This window comes from Bradyrhizobium sp. F1.13.3, from assembly GCF_040548265.1.
In the GTDB taxonomy this organism is placed as follows: Bacteria; Pseudomonadota; Alphaproteobacteria; order Rhizobiales; family Xanthobacteraceae; genus Bradyrhizobium.
The window spans coordinates 134,843-151,136 of the sequence record NZ_JBEPRI010000010.1 but is presented as its reverse complement, the minus strand read 5'-3'; the positions used below and the strand labels follow the sequence as shown (position 1 = coordinate 151,136).

Sequence of the window (16,294 nt, the reverse complement as noted above, 5' to 3'; positions counted from 1 at the left end):
CGCTAGCCTTTCGCGTCTTTGCCCAACAGCAGCTGGCCGCGCTTGCGGATCGTGGCCTGCGCCATCTCCGCAAAGCGCTGCAGCAGCCAGGGCAGCACCACCTGCACCTTGACATGATCGTCGCCAACGTCGACCTGCCCCGTTGCGATCTGCCCGAGCGCGCGGATGCGGAAGTTCATGCTGTCGCCGTTCCAGCGCTCCTCCTCGACCTGCATCACCGGAATGCTGGCGGCAGCGCGGCCGAGCCCTGTTTTGAGACGGCGCACCGCTTCCTCGCGGCCGAGGCGGTGGGGAATGGAGACGACAAGCGGTGCTGACATGGCTCTGCCCGGTTAGTGATTGAACCTCACATAATCATGCCCGCCAGTGCCACAAAGGTTCCATGCAAGTGGAGCGTGCAACCGGTGTTTCATTGGGGGAACTTTAAAACCTGCGGCAAGTTGCCCTCGCACAACGGGACAGGTTGCAACGACCCTTCCAACGAAGGGCTGGAGGAGATTTCGCATGTCTATCGGTACGATTATTCTGATCATTTTGGTCATCGCGCTGCTCGGCGGCTTCAGCGGCATCGGCGGCGGCCCGTTCTACGGCACCGGCTATTACGGCGGCGGCGGTCTCGGGCTCGTCATCGTGATCCTGCTGATCCTGCTGCTGCTGGGACGGATCTAGCCGGGTTCGGTAGGGTGGGTTAGCCGCAAGGCGTAACCCCCCTCTTTCTTTCCGCGTCAACAGAAGGGGTGGGTACGCTTCGCTAACCCACCCTACTTCTTTTTATCCGCCAGCTTCTTGATCGCTGCCTTGATCGACACGGCCGCATCGTCATAACCATCCCACGCCTTCGACCGCGGCAGCAGGCCGGGCACGCTACGCAGCGTGTAGCGCTTCGGATCGAGATCGGTCTTCACCTGCGCCCAGGTGAGCGGCATCGACACAGTGGCACCGGCGCGCGCACGCGGCGACAGCGGGGCCACCGCCGTCGACATGCGATCGTTGCGCAAATAGTCCAGGAAGATCTTTCCCATTCGCAGCTTCTTCGACATGTTGAGCAGATAGCGCTCGGGATTGTCGTCCGCCATCCACTGGCAGACACCTTGCGCGAAGGCCTTGGCTTCTTTCCAGCTCACCTGGTCGCGCGCGCCATGTCGCAGCGGTACCACGACGTGCAGGCCCTTGCCGCCGGTGGTCTTGCAGAAGCTCTCCATGCCGATGTCGGTCAGCCGCTGCCGCATCTCCTTGGCGGCCTCGACGACGTCGGCGAAGACGACGTCGGGCGCGGGATCGAGATCGAACACCAGCCGGCCCGGAGTATCGTAGGCGTAAGGCGCGCAATTCCAGGGATGCAACTCGACGCCGCCGATCTGCGCCACGGCCGCGAGCCCCTCGATGCGATCGATCTGCAAATAAGGCTTGCGGTCGCCGGAGACCCGCGCGAGCTCCAGGAGGTTCGACGTGCCCTGCATGGCGTGGCGCTGGAAGAAGCATTCGCCCTTGATGCCGTCAGGGGCGCGGATCAGCGAACATGGCCGGCCCTTCAGGTGCACGATCATCCACTCGCCGACGGCTTCGAGATAGCGCGCGAGATCCAGCTTGGTGACGGGATCGCCATTGCCGTCGTCCGGCCAGAGCTCCTTGTCCGGCTTGGAGATGACGACACCCATCACTTCGGCACTGCCACCTTGCGCCGTTCGTGCGCCGGTCTTCGCTTGCGCGCGCGGCTTGGCACGCCGCTTGGTCGAGGGCTCGGCAAGCTCGGTATCGACCGGTGTCTCGGCCTCGACCTCCTCCGCCGGCTTGTCCTGCCGCAGACCCTTGAAGGCGGCCTGGCGGATGTTGCCGTCGGCAGTGAAGCCGGCGAACTCGATCTCCGCCACAAGCTCCGGCTTCAGCCAGTGCACCTCGCGCGCTTTTTTCGGTGCGTTCTTGCCGCCAAAGGGGCTTTGCTTGGCCTCCATAGCCTTCAAGGACGGCATGATGCGCTTGACCTTGTCGGCGCCGAAGCCGGTTCCGACCATCCCGACGAAGGCGAGATGATCGCCGCGGTGCACGCCGGCCATCAGCGAACGGAATTTACCATTGGTGGTCTTGTAGCCGCCGATCACGACCTCATGGCCGGCACGGCATTTGGCCTTGGTCCAGCTTTCTGTCCGCCCCGAACGATAAGGTGCGTCCAGCTTCTTCGACACCACGCCCTCGAGCTCGAGCTTACAGGCCGATTGCAGCACGGCGTCGCCGCCGCTTTCGAAATGCTCGACATAGCGAATCTGGCTCGATTTTTTCTTGCGTGCCTCCAGGAGCTCCTTGAGGCGGTCCTTGCGCTCCCCGAGCGGCAGCCGCCGCAAATCGAGGCGTTCGACGAACAGGAGGTCGAAAGCGAAGAAGATGAGCTCGTCGGTCTTGCCGTCCGAGAGCGCCGCCTGAAGCGACGAAAAGTTCGGTGCCCCATTGTGGTCGAGCGCGACGATTTCGCCGTCGATCATCAAATCCGGCAACGCGCCCGCTTCCTTCGCGATGCTTGCGAATTTTTCGGTCCAGTCGAGGCCTTTGCGCGTCTTCAACGTCGCCTTGCCGCCCTCGACCCGCAGCTGCACGCGGTAGCCGTCGAACTTGATCTCGTGGCACCAGCCATCGCCACCCGGCGGGCGCTCGACCGAGGTGCAGAGCTGCGGCGCGACGAAATCCGGCATCTCCGCCTTCTTCGCGGTCGTCGCGGTTGTGGCTTTCTTCTTTGCCGTCTTGCCGGTCTTCAACGCCGCGCGGGGTGCCGGCTTGACCGTGCGCTCTTTCGCCTCGTCCGCCCGGTTGGACTGCCAGACCGCGTCGGCCTTGGCCTTGGTGCCCTTCGCCAGCATGAACGGTTTTGGCGCCCGGCCTTTGCCTCCGGCGATCTGCTCCATCGCACGGCCGGAGGCGACCGACTTGTCCTCCTCGAGAATGTCGTTGTCTGCGCCCTCGCGGACATGTTCGTCGCGATGCTTGATCAAGAGCCAATTGGTCCGCTTGCCGCCGGTGCGGTCGTTGCGCATGCGCACCAGGACCCAGCTACCGTGCAGCTTCTCGCCATGCAGGGTGAATTTCAAATCGCCCTTCTTGAAACCGCGTTCGGGATCTTCGGATTCCCAGGTGCCGCGGTCCCACAGCATGACCGTGCCGCCGCCGTATTGGCCCTCCGGAATCGTACCCTCGAAGTCGCCATAGTCGAGCGGGTGGTCCTCGACCTCGACGGCCAGCCGCTTGTCGTGCGGATCGAGCGAGGGCCCTTTCGTCACCGCCCAGGACTTGAAGACGCCGTCGAACTCGAGCCGCAGATCGTAGTGCAGCCGCGAGGCGTCATGTTTCTGGATCACGAAGCGCCGCTGCTTCGATTGCGCCACCGCGGTCTTTCCCGACGGCTCCGGCGTCTTCTCGAAATCACGTTTCTGTCGATACTTGGAGAGCTTTTGCAGCACGACTGGTCCCGGATTCTCTTTCGGCGTGGAAGCCTATCACGGCCCGCACCCCACCCGGAACCAAAACCCCGCGGGACGGTTGGGGTTCCAAACTGACTCGAAGACGCTGGAGAACGGAATGGCACCGCGCGCCTATTGGAAGGGAACGTTGAAGCTCTCGCTGGTCAGTTGCCCCGTTGTGCTTTATCCGGCGACCACCGCGGCCGAGAAGACGCGGTTTCACATGATCAACCGCGAGACCGGCAACCGATTGAAGCAGCAGATGATCGACGCCGAGACCGGCGACGTCGTCGAAAGCGACCAGAAGGGACGCGGCTACGAGCTGCGCAAGGGTAAATACGTCGAGATCGAGCCGGAGGAGCTCGAAGCGGTCCAGATCGAGAGCAACCACACCATCGACATCGAGAGTTTTGTGCCGAGCGACGAGATCGACCAGCGCTATCTCAACCATCCCTACTACATCGCGCCCGACGGCAAGGCCGCAGTCGATGCCTTTGCCGTGATCCGCGACGCCATGAAGGACCAGGATCGCGTCGCGCTCGCCAAGATCGTGCTCACCAATCGCGAGCACATCATCGCGATCGAGCCGCTCGGCAAAGGTCTGCTCGGCACCACGCTGCGCTTCCCCTACGAACTGCGCGACGAAGACCAGTTCTTCGACGATATCAAGAGCCCGAAGATCGCCAAGGACATGGTCGAGCTCGCGGGCCACATCCTCCAGACCAAGGCTTCCCATTTCGATCCCAGCAAGTTCAAGGACGACTACGAGAACGCGCTGAAGGCCCTGGTGAAGCGCAAGGCCAGCGGCAAGACGATCGAACTGCCGGAGCCCGAGGAGAAGCCGAGCAATGTCGTCAGCCTGATGGATGCGCTGAAGCAGAGCCTGAAGGGCCGCGGCGGGAAGAAGACCGCGGCGAAGTCCCATGCGCGCCGGGCGTCGGGGCGAACGCGCGCCGCGAAGAAGACGCATCGGTCGACGGCGCGCCAGAGGAAGGCGAGCTGACCTGCTCCGTCATTGCGAGCGCAGCGAAGCAATCCAGTATCTTTCCGCGGAGGGATTCTGGATTGCTTCGCTGCGCTCGCAATGACGATGTTGATGCAGGCTTGCGCCGCCATTTCGGTCGTCATGCCCGGGCTTGTCCCGGCATCCACGTTCTCGGGTCCCCCACATCAGGACGTGGATGGCCGGGACAAGCCCGGCCATGACGGATCGTCGCACGTGGGCAGCCTAATCCGCCGACTTCAGTCGATACCCAATCCCCGTCTCCGTCAGCACATATTGCGGCCGTTCCGGATCGGCTTCGATCTTCTGCCGCAGCTGGCGGACATAGACGCGCAGATATTGTGCATCCGTCAGTTCGTCCCAGAGCTCCCTCAGCAGGAAGCGGTGGGTAAGCACCTTGCCGGCGTGCTGCACCAGCACGCGCAGGAGGTCATATTCCTTCGGCGACAGTTTGACGTCGCGCTCGCCGACCTTGACGATCCGGCGCACCAGATCGACCGAGAGATCGCCGGCACGGAACACCGGGCGCTCGCCCTGGATCTGAAGCTGGTGCCGCAGCGCGGCGCGCAGGCGCGCCAGCAGCTCGTCCATGCCGAACGGCTTTGTCAGGTAATCGTCGGCGCCGAGATCGAGCGCCTCCACCTTGCCGGCCTCGTCGCCACGGCTCGACAGTACCACGATCGGCACAGCTTCATTGCGGGCGCGGATGGTGCGCAACAACTCATGGCCCTGGATGTCGGGCAGGCCGAGATCGAGGATGATCAGCGCGGGACCCTCGCTGAGCTTCTCCAGCGCGGTCTTGCCGTTCGACGCCTCCAGGATCTCATAGCCCTGCGTCGAGAGCCCCATCCGCAGCAACTTGCGGATCGGCGGCTCGTCGTCGATGACCAGCACTTTGATCGGGGCAGCGCTCATGCGGCGGTATCCAATGCGCGGGTCCGGGCCGGAATGGGCAGACGGATGGTCAGAACCGCACCGCTCCGGTCGCTGCGATTCGCGGCCGAGATCGTGCCATGCATCGCCTCGACGAAGCCGCGGGAAATGGCGAGCCCGAGCCCGGTGCCGGGCCGGACATGGTCACCCTTCTGCACGCGATAAAACTTGTCGAACACGCTCTCGAGCTCCTCGGACGGAATGCCGTCGCCCTCGTCGGCAATCTGGAGCACCACATGATCGCTGTCGCGCCGGCTGCGAATCGAGACGGTCGCGTGGGGCGGCGAATATTTGGCGGCGTTGTCGAGCAGGTTGAACAGCACCTGCTCGAACAGCACGGCATCGAGCTGGAGCATAGGAAGGTCTGCGGCCAACTCCAGCTCCACCTTGTGGGCGGTGAGGATCTTGGCTGCACGCCGGAGCGCGCTGCCGACGATCTCTCCGAGATCGTGCAACGCAGCGTTGGGCACGATGGCGCCGGATTCGAGCTTGGTCATGTCGAGCAGATTGGCGATGAAGCGGTTGAGCCGTTCGGATTCGTCGATAACCGTCGCGAGCAGGTCGCGCTTCTCGGTCTCGGAGAGCGCGCTGGCGAGATCGCGCATGGTCGAGGCCGCACCCAGCACGGATGCGAGCGGTGTCTTCAGGTCGTGTGAAATCGAGGTGAGCAATGCGGAACGTAGCCGCTCGGATTCGACGGAGCGCTTGACGCGATCGACGTCCTCGACCAGCAGCACGCGCTCGATCGCCAGCGCGCCCTGATCGACCAGCGCGTCGAGCAGCCTGCGCTGGTCGGGCGTCAGCAAGGGACCTGTGCGGTCGTCGTCGATGCCGATGACGCCGATCGGGCCGCGCCCGGTGCGCATCGGCAGGAACAGCCGTTTTGCACCCGGCAGCGTGTCCGAGCCGCGGCCTGCAGGGCGATCATTGCTCCAGGCCCAGTTGGCGGCGGCAAGGTCGGCCTGATCAAGATCGTCCTCGGGGGGATAGCCCGACTTCACCGTGAGCAGGCCCTCGTCCGGCAACAGCAGCACCACGCGGACTTTCAGCATCAGCGCGATCTGGTAGGCGGTCGCCCACAGCACGTCGTCGAGCGTGCCGGTGCCGGCGAGCTTGCGGCTGAAAGCATAGAGCTGCTCGGTGGTCCGGATGCGGCCGATCGCAGCATCGGCCTGGGTACGTACCCGCCCCGCCACGTTCGACACTACGAACGCAATCAGCATGAAGAAAAAGAACGCCGCGACATTGGTCGGATCGGTGATGGTGAAGGTATAGACCGGCGGCAGAAAGAAGAAATTGTAGGCGAGCGACGCCGCGACACTCGCAAGCAACGACGGCCACAATCCGTAGCGCACGGCAACCGTCACCACGGCGGTCAGAAACATCAGGTCGACGTTCTCAATGCCGAAATAGGGCTTGATGGCCACGGCGGCAGCGAGGCCAAGCGCGGTGATCCCGAGTGCCTTCAGGTAGGGTCGCGCATCGAACGGGTCCGATCGCGTTGCGGTCTGCACCGCCGTCTTCGGCGCCGGCTCGCTCGTGAGTTCGTCGCCAGGAATGACATGTACGCTGATATTCCCGGCGCGGCGCACCAGATCGTGCACGACGGAGCCGCGCGTCATCTCGAACCAGAGCGAGCGCGTCGACTTGCCGATCACGATCTGGGTGACGTTGTTGCCTTGCGCGAAGTTGACGACGTCGTCGGCGATGCGGCGGCCGACGCCCGGAATCGTCAGCGCCTCGCCGCCGAGCGATTCTGCGAGCCGCAGCGTATCGGCCAGCCGGTCGCGCTCCTCATCGGACATTTGCAGGGAACGCCGCGTCTCGATCGACACCGCAATGAACGGCGCGTGCAGCCGGTCGGCCAGCCGCTTGGTGTAGCGAACGAGGCTGGCCGCGCACGGATCTTCGCTGATGCAGACGAGGATGCGCTCGCCCGCGGCCCAAGGACCGGCGATCGCGTTCGCCTGCATGTGAGTGAGCAGCTGCTCGTCGACCCGTTCGGCCGTGCGCCGCAGCGCGAGTTCGCGCAGCGCGGTCAGGTTGCCGGGCGAGAAATAATGCTCCAGCGCCCGCTCGGCCTGCCTGGGGACATAGACCTTGCCCTCTTTCAGCCGCTGGATCAGGTCGTCAGGCGTGAGGTCGATCAGCTCGATGGCGTCTGCGCGGTCGAACACCGAATCCGGCACGGTCTCGCGTACCCGCACATGGGTGATCTGGGCGACGACGTCGTTCAGGCTCTCGATGTGCTGGATATTGACGGCGGTGTAGACGTCGATGCCGTGGGACAGCAGTTCTTCGACATCGAGATAACGCTTTGGATGGCGGCTGCCGGCGGCATTGGTGTGAGCGAGTTCGTCGACCAGCGCGATTTTCGGCCGGCGCGCGATCACGGCGTCGAGATCCAGTTCCTCGACAATCTGGCCGCGGTAATCGAGCTTCTTGCGCGGGATCACTTCCAGCCCGCGCACCAGCGCCTCGGTCTCGGCCCGGCCATGGGTCTCGACGAAGCCGACCACGACGTCGATGCCGGCCTTGCGCTTGGCGTGGGCGCTTTGCAGCATCTCGTAGGTCTTGCCGACGCCGGGAGCGGCGCCGACGAAGATCTTCAGCTTGCCGCTCACGCCTTCCTCCCGGCGCGCAGCTTCCAGCAGCGCCTCGGGCGAAGGACGTTGTTCGGGATCGCGGCGCTCTCGGACCATCAAGTCAATATAACATCCGCGCGGGCCTAGCCTAGACTACTTCGTGGCACGATCGAGCGCGAGATTCAGAGCCAGCACGTTGACGCGGGGCTCGCCGATCAGGCCGAGCAGACGGCCTTGGATGTTGGAGGCCACCATTTGCCTGACCTGATCCTCCGGCACGTTTCGCGCCTTTGCTACCCGCAGCACCTGGAATTGCGCCGCTTCCGGCGAGATATCCGGATCGAGGCCACTGGCTGAGGTCGTCACGAGGTCGACCGGCACGGCGGCATTCGGATTCTCGCCCTTGAGCTTGTCCACATCATCCTTCAGCCGGTCGGCCAGCGCCTTGCTGGTCGGGCCGAGATTGGAGCCGCCCGAATTGGCGGCGTTGTAGGGCGCCAGCACGGTCTTGGTCGAATCGCTCGGATCAGGGGCTACCGTCGCCGAGAGGCGGCCGTGGAAATATTTGTCGTCCTTGAACTCCTGCCCGATCAGGGCGGAGCCGATCACCTTGCCGTCCTTCTCGATCAGGCTGCCCTGCGCCTGCACCGGGAAGATTGCGCCGGCAATAGCGGTCATCGCGAGCGGATAGGCCAAGCCAGTGATGGCGGTGAGCACCAGCAGCAGGACAATGGCGGGGCGGATTTCTCTGAGCATGTTAGGTCTCCAGTTATTTCGCCATCTCGAGCGGAGCATCCCTGCCGTCGTTCCGGGGCGATGCGAAGCATCGAACCCGGAACCTCGAGATTCCGGGTTCGCCTCTCCGAGGCGCCCCGGAATGACAGAGAGATTCGCTCCTCGCAATGACGTTAAGCCAGGTGCAAGGCAACGACGACGAGATCGATCGCCTTGATACCGATGAAGGGAATGACGATGCCGCCGAGGCCGTAGATCAGCAGATTGCGCCGGAGCAGTGCGCCCGCGCCGACCGCACGATAGACGACGCCCTTCAGCGCCAGCGGGATCAGGGCGATAATGATCAGCGCGTTGAAGATGATCGCCGACAGGATGGCGCTCTGCGGGCTCGACAGGTTCATGACGTTGAGCACGTTGAGCTGGGGGTAGAACGCCAGGAACATCGCCGGGATGATCGCGAAATACTTCGCGACGTCGTTGGCGATCGAGAACGTGGTCAGCGCGCCGCGCGTCATCAGCAGCTGCTTGCCGATCTCGACCACCTCGATCAGCTTGGTCGGATTGGAGTCGAGGTCGACCATGTTGCCGGCCTCGCGAGCCGCCTGCGTGCCCGTGTTCATGGCGACACCGACGTCCGCCTGCGCGAGCGCCGGCGCGTCGTTGGTGCCGTCGCCGCACATCGCCACCAGCTTGCCCTTGGCCTGCTCGTCGCGGATCAGCTTGAGCTTGTCCTCGGGGGTCGCTTGCGCCAGGAAGTCGTCGACGCCGGCTTCCGCTGCGATCGCGGCGGCCGTCATCGGATTGTCACCGGTAATCATGACGGTGCGGATACCCATGCGTCGCAGCTCGGCAAAGCGCTCGCGGATGCCGCCCTTGACGATGTCCTTGAGCTGGATGACGCCGAGCAGCTTGCCGTCCCTGGCGACCGCCAGCGGCGTACCGCCGGCCTTCGATATGTCGTCGGCGATGGTCTGGATCTCGCGGCCGATGTCCGAGAACCCGGCGGGCTGGATGGAACGAGCCGTGTTGCCTGAGGCGACCGCCAGCGGTGCACCGCCACCGACATAGTTGAGGATCGCATCGACCGCGCCCTTGCGCACCGACGAGCCGCCGGCAGCGACACCGCTCATGCGAGTCTGCGCCGTGAATGGGATGAAGGTGGCTCCCAACTCGGCCATGTCGCGGCCGCGGATGCCGTATTTCTCCTTGGCCAGCACCACGATCGAGCGGCCCTCCGGGGTCTCGTCGGCGAGCGAGGCGAGCTGGGCCGCGTCCGCGAGCTCCTGCTCGGTGACGCCGCGCACCGGGCGGAAGGAGGTCGCCTGGCGGTTGCCGAGTGTAATCGTTCCGGTCTTGTCGAGCAGCAGCGTGTCGACGTCTCCGGCGGCCTCGACGGCACGGCCGGACATCGCCAGCACGTTGAAGCGGACCAGGCGGTCCATGCCGGCGATGCCGATCGCCGACAGCAGCGCGCCGATCGTGGTCGGGATCAGCGTGACGAACAGCGCGACCAGCACGACCACCGAGATCGAGCCGCCGGCATAGGCCGCGTAGCTCGGGATGGTGACGGTGGCGAACACGAAGATGATGGTGAGGCCGGCCAGCAGGATGTTGAGTGCGATCTCGTTCGGGGTCTTCGCCCGCTCGGCGCCCTCGACCAGCTTGATCATGCGGTCGATGAAGGTCGAGCCCTGTGCTGCGGTGATCCGCACGCGGATCCAGTCGGACAGCACCTGGGTGCCGCCGGTCACTGCCGAACGGTCACCGCCGGATTCGCGGATCACGGGTGCGGACTCGCCGGTGATGGCGGCCTCGTTGACGGACGCGACGCCCTCGATCACCTCGCCATCGGAGGGAATGGTATCGCCGGCCTCGACCAGCACAACGTCCCCCACCTTGAGGCTGGTGCCCGGCACGAGATTGAAGGCCTGGCCGGCGCCGGCCAGCAGCTTGGCCTGGCTCTCGGTGCGGGTCTTGCGCAGCGATTCCGCCTGCGCCTTGCCGCGGCCTTCGGCCACGGCCTCGGCAAGATTGGCAAACAGCACCGTGAACCAGAGCCAGACGATGATCTGGAAGGTAAAGCCGAGATTCGCGCCGCCCGTGACGAGATCGCGCAGGAAGATCACAGTGGTGAGCGCGGCCACGATCTCGACCACAAACATCACGGGGTTCTTGATCATCAAGCGCGGATCGAGCTTGGTGAAGGACGCGCGGATCGCAGGCACGACGATCTTGGGATCGAGCATCGCCGAGACGGACGCGCGTTTTTGCAGTTTCATGGTATCCATGGAGGTCACTCCAAAACAATCAGAAGGCTGTCGATCAGAACACTTGCTGTTCAGAAGATTTGCTGTTCAGAACACTTGTTGTTCAGAAGATTTGGCCGGCGTTCATCGCGAGATGCTCGACGATGGGACCGAGAGCGAGGGCAGGGAAGAAGGTCAGGCCGCCGATGATCAGGATCACGCCGACGACGAGGCCAACGAACAGCCCGCCGGTGGTCGGGAGGGTACCCGCGGACGGCGGGATGGATTTCTTGGCGGCCAGCGAGCCCGCAATCGCCATCGCCGGGATGATCATGAAGAAGCGGCCGACGAACATCGCGCTTGCCAGCGTGAGGTTGTAGAAGAAGGTGTTGCCGGTGAGGCCTGCGAAGGCCGAGCCGTTGTTGCCGGTCGCCGAGGTGAAGGCATAGAGCACCTCGGTAAAGCCATGCGGGCCGGCATTCGCCATCGAGGCGACCGCCGCCGGATAGACCACGCCGACCGCGGTCCAGCCGAGGATCATCAGCGGCAGCACCAGGATGGCCAGCATTGCCATCTTGACCTCGCGCGCCTCGATCTTCTTGCCGACATATTCCGGCGTGCGACCGACCATCAGGCCCGCCACGAAGATCGCGAGGATGACGAACAGCAGCATGCCGTACATGCCGGCGCCGACGCCGCCGACGACGATCTCGCCGAGCTCGATGTTGATCAGCGGAATCATGCCGCCGAGTGCGGTGAAGCTGTCATGCATGGCGTTGACAGCGCCGCAGGAGGCGGCCGTCGTGATCACGGCGAACAGGGAGGACGCCACGATGCCGAAGCGAACCTCCTTGCCTTCCATGTTGCCGCCGGTCAGGCCGAGCGCGTGCATGGTCGAAGTACCGTTGGCCTCCGCCCAATAGGTGATGGCGACCCCAGCGAGGAACAGCACGCCCATCACGGACAGGATTGCCCAGCCCTGGCGCTGGTTGCCGACCATACGACCGAACACGTTTGTGAGCGCGGCGCCAAGCGTGAAGATCGACAGCATCTGAATGAAGTTGGACAGCGCGGTCGGGTTCTCGAACGGGTGCGCCGCGTTGGCATTGAAGAAGCCGCCGCCATTGGTGCCAAGCATCTTGATCGCGACCTGCGAGGCGACCGGCCCGACCGCAATGGTCTGCTTGGCGCCTTCGAGCGTGGTGGCCTCGACATAGTCACCAAGCGTCTGTGGCATGCCCTGCCAGACCAGGAATAGCGTGTAGACGATACAGATCGGCAGCAGTACGTAGAGCGTACAGCGCGTGACGTCGACCCAGAAATTTCCGATCGTGCGCATTGAGGCGCGCGAGAAGCCGCGGATCAGCGCCACCGCGAGGGCGATGCCGGTCGCCGCCGACAGGAAGTTCTGGTGCGTCAGGCCAAGCATCTGCACGAGATAGGAGATCGTGCTCTCGCCGCCGTAGTTCTGCCAATTGGTGTTGGTGATAAAGGAGATCGCGGTGTTGAAGGACAAATCCGCGGCGACCGCCGACTGCCCGGCCGGATTGAACGGCAGTACATCCTGCAGCCGCATCACGCCATAGATGATGAGGAAGCCGCCGACGTGGAACAAAAGCATGGCGACCGTATAGGTCAGCCAATGCTGCTCGCGCTTCTCGTCGACGCCGGAGAACCAGTAGATGCCGGCCTCGATCGGACGCAGCACCGGCGACAGGAAGGTCCGCTCGCCGTTGAACACGCGCGTCATGTACCAGCCGAGCGGTTTTGTCAGCGCAACGATAATGACGCAGAAAAGAATGATCTGGAGCCAACCGATCACAGTCATGGAATTAACCCTTCAGGCTTCGTAAGCACGATCAGAACCGCTCGGGCCGCAGCAGCGCGTAAGTGAGGTAGAACAGGAGACCGAGCGAGACGGCACCGGCGAGCGAATAATCGAAGATCATGGTCCGCTCCCTCAAAGCCGTTCGCAGGCGTAGGTGTAACCGATCGCGAGCGCGAAGAAGCCGAAGCCCAGCGCCAGCATCAGAATGTCCATCATGGAGATACTCCTCGTTGCGCCCTTGATTTCGGTGCAACCGTTTTCTTGGGAGACCCGGTCGGCGCGTGAAAGGAATGCCGGTGCATTTCCACGGGGCCTACCGGGACTTTTGACCGGGCTGAAGTGCCACCGCGGGGATAGGTTTTCGAGACGAGGGCCGTGGCGAAGTTATAGGAATCGCATAAAGGCCGGCGGCGGTCCGATGCCCACACTTATGAAATCGCTATATCTCCCGCCCCGTCCCCATCTCGTTTTCAAATGCCGTTTTGGCCATCTTGGAGAGGCCGGCCGACTGACCGACGCCAATCCAGGAGGCCTGACATGACCGCCGCCCGCCGACACCACGAACCGCCGTCACTCAGCGACCGCTTGCGCAGCACGCAGGCGATGACGCGGCCCTTGATGCTCGACATCATCGCGCACGCCTGCCGTCGCTTCCCTTCGCTTGGACAAAGCGAACGCACCGCACGCATCATGCGCTTGGTCGATGTCGAGGCCTGGGCCGATGCCGCGCTGGCACTGATGGAGCTGGAGCTGCCACTCTGGCAGGTCCGCCGCATCGCCTATGACGAGGGCGAATGGCACTGTGCTCTCTCGCGCGAGCGCGAATTGCCGGACTGGCTCGACGCCGCGGTCGAAGCCCACCACGCCGATCTCGCGCTCGCGCTGCTGTCGGCCTTCGTCGAGGTCGAGGCATCGATCCTGGCCGTCTCGCGTCCGAGCGTTCCCACTGTTCGTTCCGCGCCTGACCCGCTCTATGAGCCGGTCGGCTGCGAGAATTTCGGCTAGTGGGGCGCGGTCCTGACGCTCGTCATCACACTCGTGGCGCGCGGGCTCGGAGCATAAGCCCTCACGCCATCGACCGCGAATTGACCATGGCTGCCTAGGAGGCGAGCAACCGGCTCCGCAGCGCGGTCACGATGCCCGGTTGAGGGTGCGTATCCCCTCGGAGAGGGCGTGGCCAAAAACACCCGGCCGATCTGGCGAAATTTCGCGGAACCGTGTAGATCGGGTTCATGAGCACCAGCAACGTCAACGTCGTCGCCCATCCCCTGGTCCAGCACAAGCTCTCCCTGATGCGGGAGAAGGACCGCTCGACCAAGAGCTTTCGCGAGATCCTGAACGAGATCGGGATGCTGCTCGGCTACGAGGTGACGCGCGACCTGCCGCTGGAGCTGGTCGAGATCGAGACGCCGATTGCGCCGATGCGGGCGCCCAAGATCGCCGGCAAGAAGCTCACGCTGGCGCCGATCCTGCGCGCCGGCGTCGGCTTCCTCGACGGCATGCTGGCGCTGATGCCCTCGGCGCGCATCGCCCATATCGGACTCTACCGCGATCCCCAGACGTTGCAGGCCGTGGAATATTACTTCAAGGCGCCGCAGGACCTGTCGGACCGCACCGTGATCCTGATGGACCCGATGCTGGCGACCGGCAACTCGGCCTGCGCCGGCGCCTCGCTGCTGAAGGCGCGCGGCGCCCGCGACATCCGCTTCGTCTGCCTTCTGGCCGCGCCTGAAGGCGTCGCGCAGTTCCAGAGCGAACATCCCGACGTGCCGGTCTGGACCGCCGCGATCGATGAGCGGCTGAACGACCACGGCTACATCGTGCCGGGGCTGGGCGACGCCGGCGACCGGATGTTCGGCACCAAGTAGACAGGTTCGCGCGGTCGGGTTAGTCCGGTTGTCATGAGCGCCAACGTATTTTCGCTGCAAACACTGATCCGGACCGAAGCCGCCGCCGATCCGGCCTTCGTGTTCGACGGCACGCCGGTCTCGCGCGCGGAATTCTCGGAAAAGATCGAGCAGACCGCCGCCTGGCTTGCCGCGCAGGGTATTGGCAAGGGCGACGTCGTCGCGGTCTGGCTGGTCAACCGGATCGAATGGATCGCGCTGCTGTTCGCCGCCGCCCGGCTCGGGGCAATCGTCGCCGCCGTCAATACACGCTACCGCAGCGCGGAGGTCGCTCATCTCCTGAAGCTGTCCGACGCCAGGCTGATGGTGATCGAAGCCGCGTTCCGCTCGATCGACTTTGCCGCTATTCTCGCTGACGTCGCCAAGGACGAGGTGCCTGCGCTGCGAGAACTCGCGGTAGTTGGCGGGGATGCGATCCCCGCACATTGGCCGTGCGTGCGCTTCGATGCCTTCGACAAGCCCTATCCGCCGGCTCCCCCAGCGGATGAGGACGTCGATCTGCCTTTGCTGCTCTACACGACATCGGGCACCACCAAGGGACCGAAGCTTGTCGCGCATTCGCAGCGCACGCTGGCCACGCACGCCGCCTCCGTTGCCAAGGCGCTAAAACTCTCGCCGCAGCGCCATGCGCTGCTGGCCATGCTGCCGTTCTGCGGCACCTTCGGCATGACGAGCCTGCTCGGCTTCATCGCAGCGGGCGCGACCGTCCATGCGCTCGACGCCTTCGAGGGCGCGCCGGCGCTGAAGATTCTCCGCGAGTACGGGATCACCCACGCTTTTGGCTCGGACGAGATGTTCCGCCGCATCCTCACCCTCGCCGACGCGCTGCATCCGTTTCCGCAGCTCGAAATCTGCGGCTTTGCCGCGTTCCAGCCCGGCTGGCGCGAACTCGCCGCGGAGGCCGAGGCGCGCGGCATGCCCCTGTTCGGCCTCTACGGTTCGAGCGAGGTGCAGGCGCTGTTCTCGATCGCACGCGCGAGTGACGCCTTCACCGATCGCATCGAGGGCGGCGGCTGGCCGATGTCGCCGGAGGCCAAGGTCCGTGTGCGCGACACCGAGACCGGCGAACTCGCCGCTCCAGGTGTCTCCGGCGAGATCGAGATCCGTGCGCCGTCACGCTTCCTCGGCTACTACAACAATCCCGACGCGACGCGCGACGCCATCACCGCGGACGGCTTCTTCCGCACCGGGGATATCGGCCGGCTGCGCGGCGACGGCTCCTTCGTCTACGAAACCCGCGCGGGCGATGCCATGCGGCTCGGCGGCTTCCTGGTTGCGCCCGGCGAGATCGAGGACGAGCTCAAATCGTGCGCTGGCGTGGCCGACGCCCAGGTCGTCGCGGTCGATCTGAAGGGAAACGCCCGCTGCGTTGCCTTCGTGATCCCCATCCAGGACCCCCACCACGAGCCGCCGCGGCAGGACGCGTTGATCACGCGCTTGCGCGAGCGGCTCGCCGGCTACAAGGTCCCGGCGCGGATCTATGTCGTGGAGGCCTTCCCCGTCACCGACAGCGCGAATGGCGTCAAGATCCAGCGCGCCCGGCTTCGGGCTATGGCGATGGAGCGGATCGCTGCTGAATAAGCACGGCCACTGGGCTAGCGCGCGAACTCG

General features: G+C 64.6%; 13 protein-coding genes. 5 read left to right on the top strand and 8 right to left on the bottom strand.

What is annotated here, in order from left to right:
• Positions 1–2: 2 nt before the first annotated feature.
• Positions 3–320 (bottom strand): polyhydroxyalkanoic acid system family protein, encoded by a 318-nt coding sequence (locus ABIB66_RS25835; protein WP_354205059.1) that lies wholly within the window; start codon positions 318–320, stop codon positions 3–5.
• A 184-nt stretch (positions 321–504) separates the two neighbouring features.
• On the opposite strand from ABIB66_RS25835, the gene ABIB66_RS25830 reads away from it, so the two are divergent.
• Positions 505–669 (top strand): DUF3309 family protein, encoded by a 165-nt coding sequence (locus tag ABIB66_RS25830; RefSeq protein WP_007595743.1) that lies wholly within the window; start codon positions 505–507, stop codon positions 667–669.
• 92 nt (positions 670–761) lie between these two features.
• On the opposite strand, the gene ligD is transcribed toward ABIB66_RS25830, so the two are convergent.
• Entirely contained in the window at positions 762–3,446 is a 2,685-nt protein-coding gene (gene ligD / locus ABIB66_RS25825) for a DNA ligase D (RefSeq protein ID WP_354060248.1), read from the bottom strand.
• A gap of 118 nt (positions 3,447–3,564) precedes the next feature.
• Between ligD and ku the strand changes: the two genes are divergently transcribed.
• Positions 3,565–4,449, top strand: coding sequence for a non-homologous end joining protein Ku (gene ku / locus ABIB66_RS25820; RefSeq protein ID WP_354205056.1), 885 nt, complete (start codon positions 3,565–3,567; stop codon positions 4,447–4,449).
• A gap of 225 nt (positions 4,450–4,674) precedes the next feature.
• Here the strand turns inward: ku and ABIB66_RS25815 are convergent, their stop codons facing one another.
• From ABIB66_RS25815 to ABIB66_RS25790, 6 genes are all read right to left on the bottom strand, one after another.
• A complete protein-coding gene (locus ABIB66_RS25815; protein WP_354060246.1) occupies positions 4,675–5,364 on the bottom strand; it encodes a response regulator in 690 nt (229 codons plus the stop codon).
• Positions 5,361–8,084, bottom strand: a complete 2,724-nt coding sequence (locus ABIB66_RS25810) for a DUF4118 domain-containing protein (protein ID WP_354205518.1) — start codon at positions 8,082–8,084, stop codon at positions 5,361–5,363. The genes ABIB66_RS25815 and ABIB66_RS25810 overlap by 4 nt, the downstream gene beginning before the upstream one ends.
• 36 nt (positions 8,085–8,120) lie before the next feature.
• Positions 8,121–8,723 (bottom strand): K(+)-transporting ATPase subunit C, encoded by a 603-nt coding sequence (locus ABIB66_RS25805; protein WP_275169293.1) that lies wholly within the window; start codon positions 8,721–8,723, stop codon positions 8,121–8,123.
• 152 nt (positions 8,724–8,875) lie between these two features.
• Positions 8,876–10,990, bottom strand: coding sequence for a potassium-transporting ATPase subunit KdpB (kdpB, locus tag ABIB66_RS25800; protein WP_275169294.1), 2,115 nt, complete (start codon positions 10,988–10,990; stop codon positions 8,876–8,878).
• Positions 10,991–11,072: 82 nt separating this feature from the next.
• Positions 11,073–12,776 carry a potassium-transporting ATPase subunit KdpA gene (gene kdpA / locus ABIB66_RS25795; RefSeq protein WP_275169295.1) on the bottom strand — a complete coding sequence of 568 codons (1,704 nt, stop codon included), beginning with the start codon at positions 12,774–12,776 and terminating at the stop codon, positions 11,073–11,075.
• Positions 12,777–12,807: 31 nt separating this feature from the next.
• Positions 12,808–12,897, bottom strand: a complete 90-nt coding sequence (locus ABIB66_RS25790) for a K(+)-transporting ATPase subunit F (protein WP_018454042.1) — start codon at positions 12,895–12,897, stop codon at positions 12,808–12,810.
• Between the two features lie 416 nt (positions 12,898–13,313).
• Here ABIB66_RS25790 and ABIB66_RS25785 point away from each other — a divergent pair, with 416 nt between their 5' ends.
• The 3 genes from ABIB66_RS25785 (at position 13,314) to ABIB66_RS25775 (ending at position 16,264) form a co-directional block, all read left to right on the top strand.
• Positions 13,314–13,781, top strand: a complete 468-nt coding sequence (locus ABIB66_RS25785) for a hypothetical protein (protein WP_354060235.1) — start codon at positions 13,314–13,316, stop codon at positions 13,779–13,781.
• Between the two features lie 227 nt (positions 13,782–14,008).
• A complete protein-coding gene (gene upp / locus ABIB66_RS25780) occupies positions 14,009–14,644 on the top strand; it encodes a uracil phosphoribosyltransferase (protein ID WP_275169298.1) in 636 nt (211 codons plus the stop codon).
• Between the two features lie 33 nt (positions 14,645–14,677).
• The gene (locus ABIB66_RS25775; RefSeq protein WP_354205050.1) at positions 14,678–16,264 is read left to right on the top strand and encodes an AMP-binding protein; all 1,587 of its coding nucleotides are present in this window, start codon (positions 14,678–14,680) and stop codon (positions 16,262–16,264) included.
• Positions 16,265–16,294 lie beyond the last annotated feature (30 nt).

What these genes read in the sequence shown, in the direction of transcription:
- ABIB66_RS25815 (WP_354060246.1), bottom strand. Translation starts at nt 5,364, where the DNA reads ATGAGCGCTGCCCCGATCAAAGTGCTGGTCATCGACGACGAGCCGCCG.
- ABIB66_RS25810 (WP_354205518.1), bottom strand. Translation starts at nt 8,084, where the DNA reads ATGGTCCGAGAGCGCCGCGATCCCGAACAACGTCCTTCGCCCGAGGCG.
- ABIB66_RS25835 (WP_354205059.1), bottom strand. Translation starts at nt 320, where the DNA reads ATGTCAGCACCGCTTGTCGTCTCCATTCCCCACCGCCTCGGCCGCGAG.
- kdpA (WP_275169295.1), bottom strand. Translation starts at nt 12,776, where the DNA reads ATGACTGTGATCGGTTGGCTCCAGATCATTCTTTTCTGCGTCATTATC.
- ABIB66_RS25805 (WP_275169293.1), bottom strand. Translation starts at nt 8,723, where the DNA reads ATGCTCAGAGAAATCCGCCCCGCCATTGTCCTGCTGCTGGTGCTCACC.
- ABIB66_RS25790 (WP_018454042.1), bottom strand. Translation starts at nt 12,897, where the DNA reads ATGATCTTCGATTATTCGCTCGCCGGTGCCGTCTCGCTCGGTCTCCTG.
- ABIB66_RS25785 (WP_354060235.1), top strand. Translation starts at nt 13,314, where the DNA reads ATGACCGCCGCCCGCCGACACCACGAACCGCCGTCACTCAGCGACCGC.
- ku (WP_354205056.1), top strand. Translation starts at nt 3,565, where the DNA reads ATGGCACCGCGCGCCTATTGGAAGGGAACGTTGAAGCTCTCGCTGGTC.
- upp (WP_275169298.1), top strand. Translation starts at nt 14,009, where the DNA reads ATGAGCACCAGCAACGTCAACGTCGTCGCCCATCCCCTGGTCCAGCAC.
- ABIB66_RS25775 (WP_354205050.1), top strand. Translation starts at nt 14,678, where the DNA reads ATGAGCGCCAACGTATTTTCGCTGCAAACACTGATCCGGACCGAAGCC.
- kdpB (WP_275169294.1), bottom strand. Translation starts at nt 10,990, where the DNA reads ATGGATACCATGAAACTGCAAAAACGCGCGTCCGTCTCGGCGATGCTC.
- ABIB66_RS25830 (WP_007595743.1), top strand. Translation starts at nt 505, where the DNA reads ATGTCTATCGGTACGATTATTCTGATCATTTTGGTCATCGCGCTGCTC.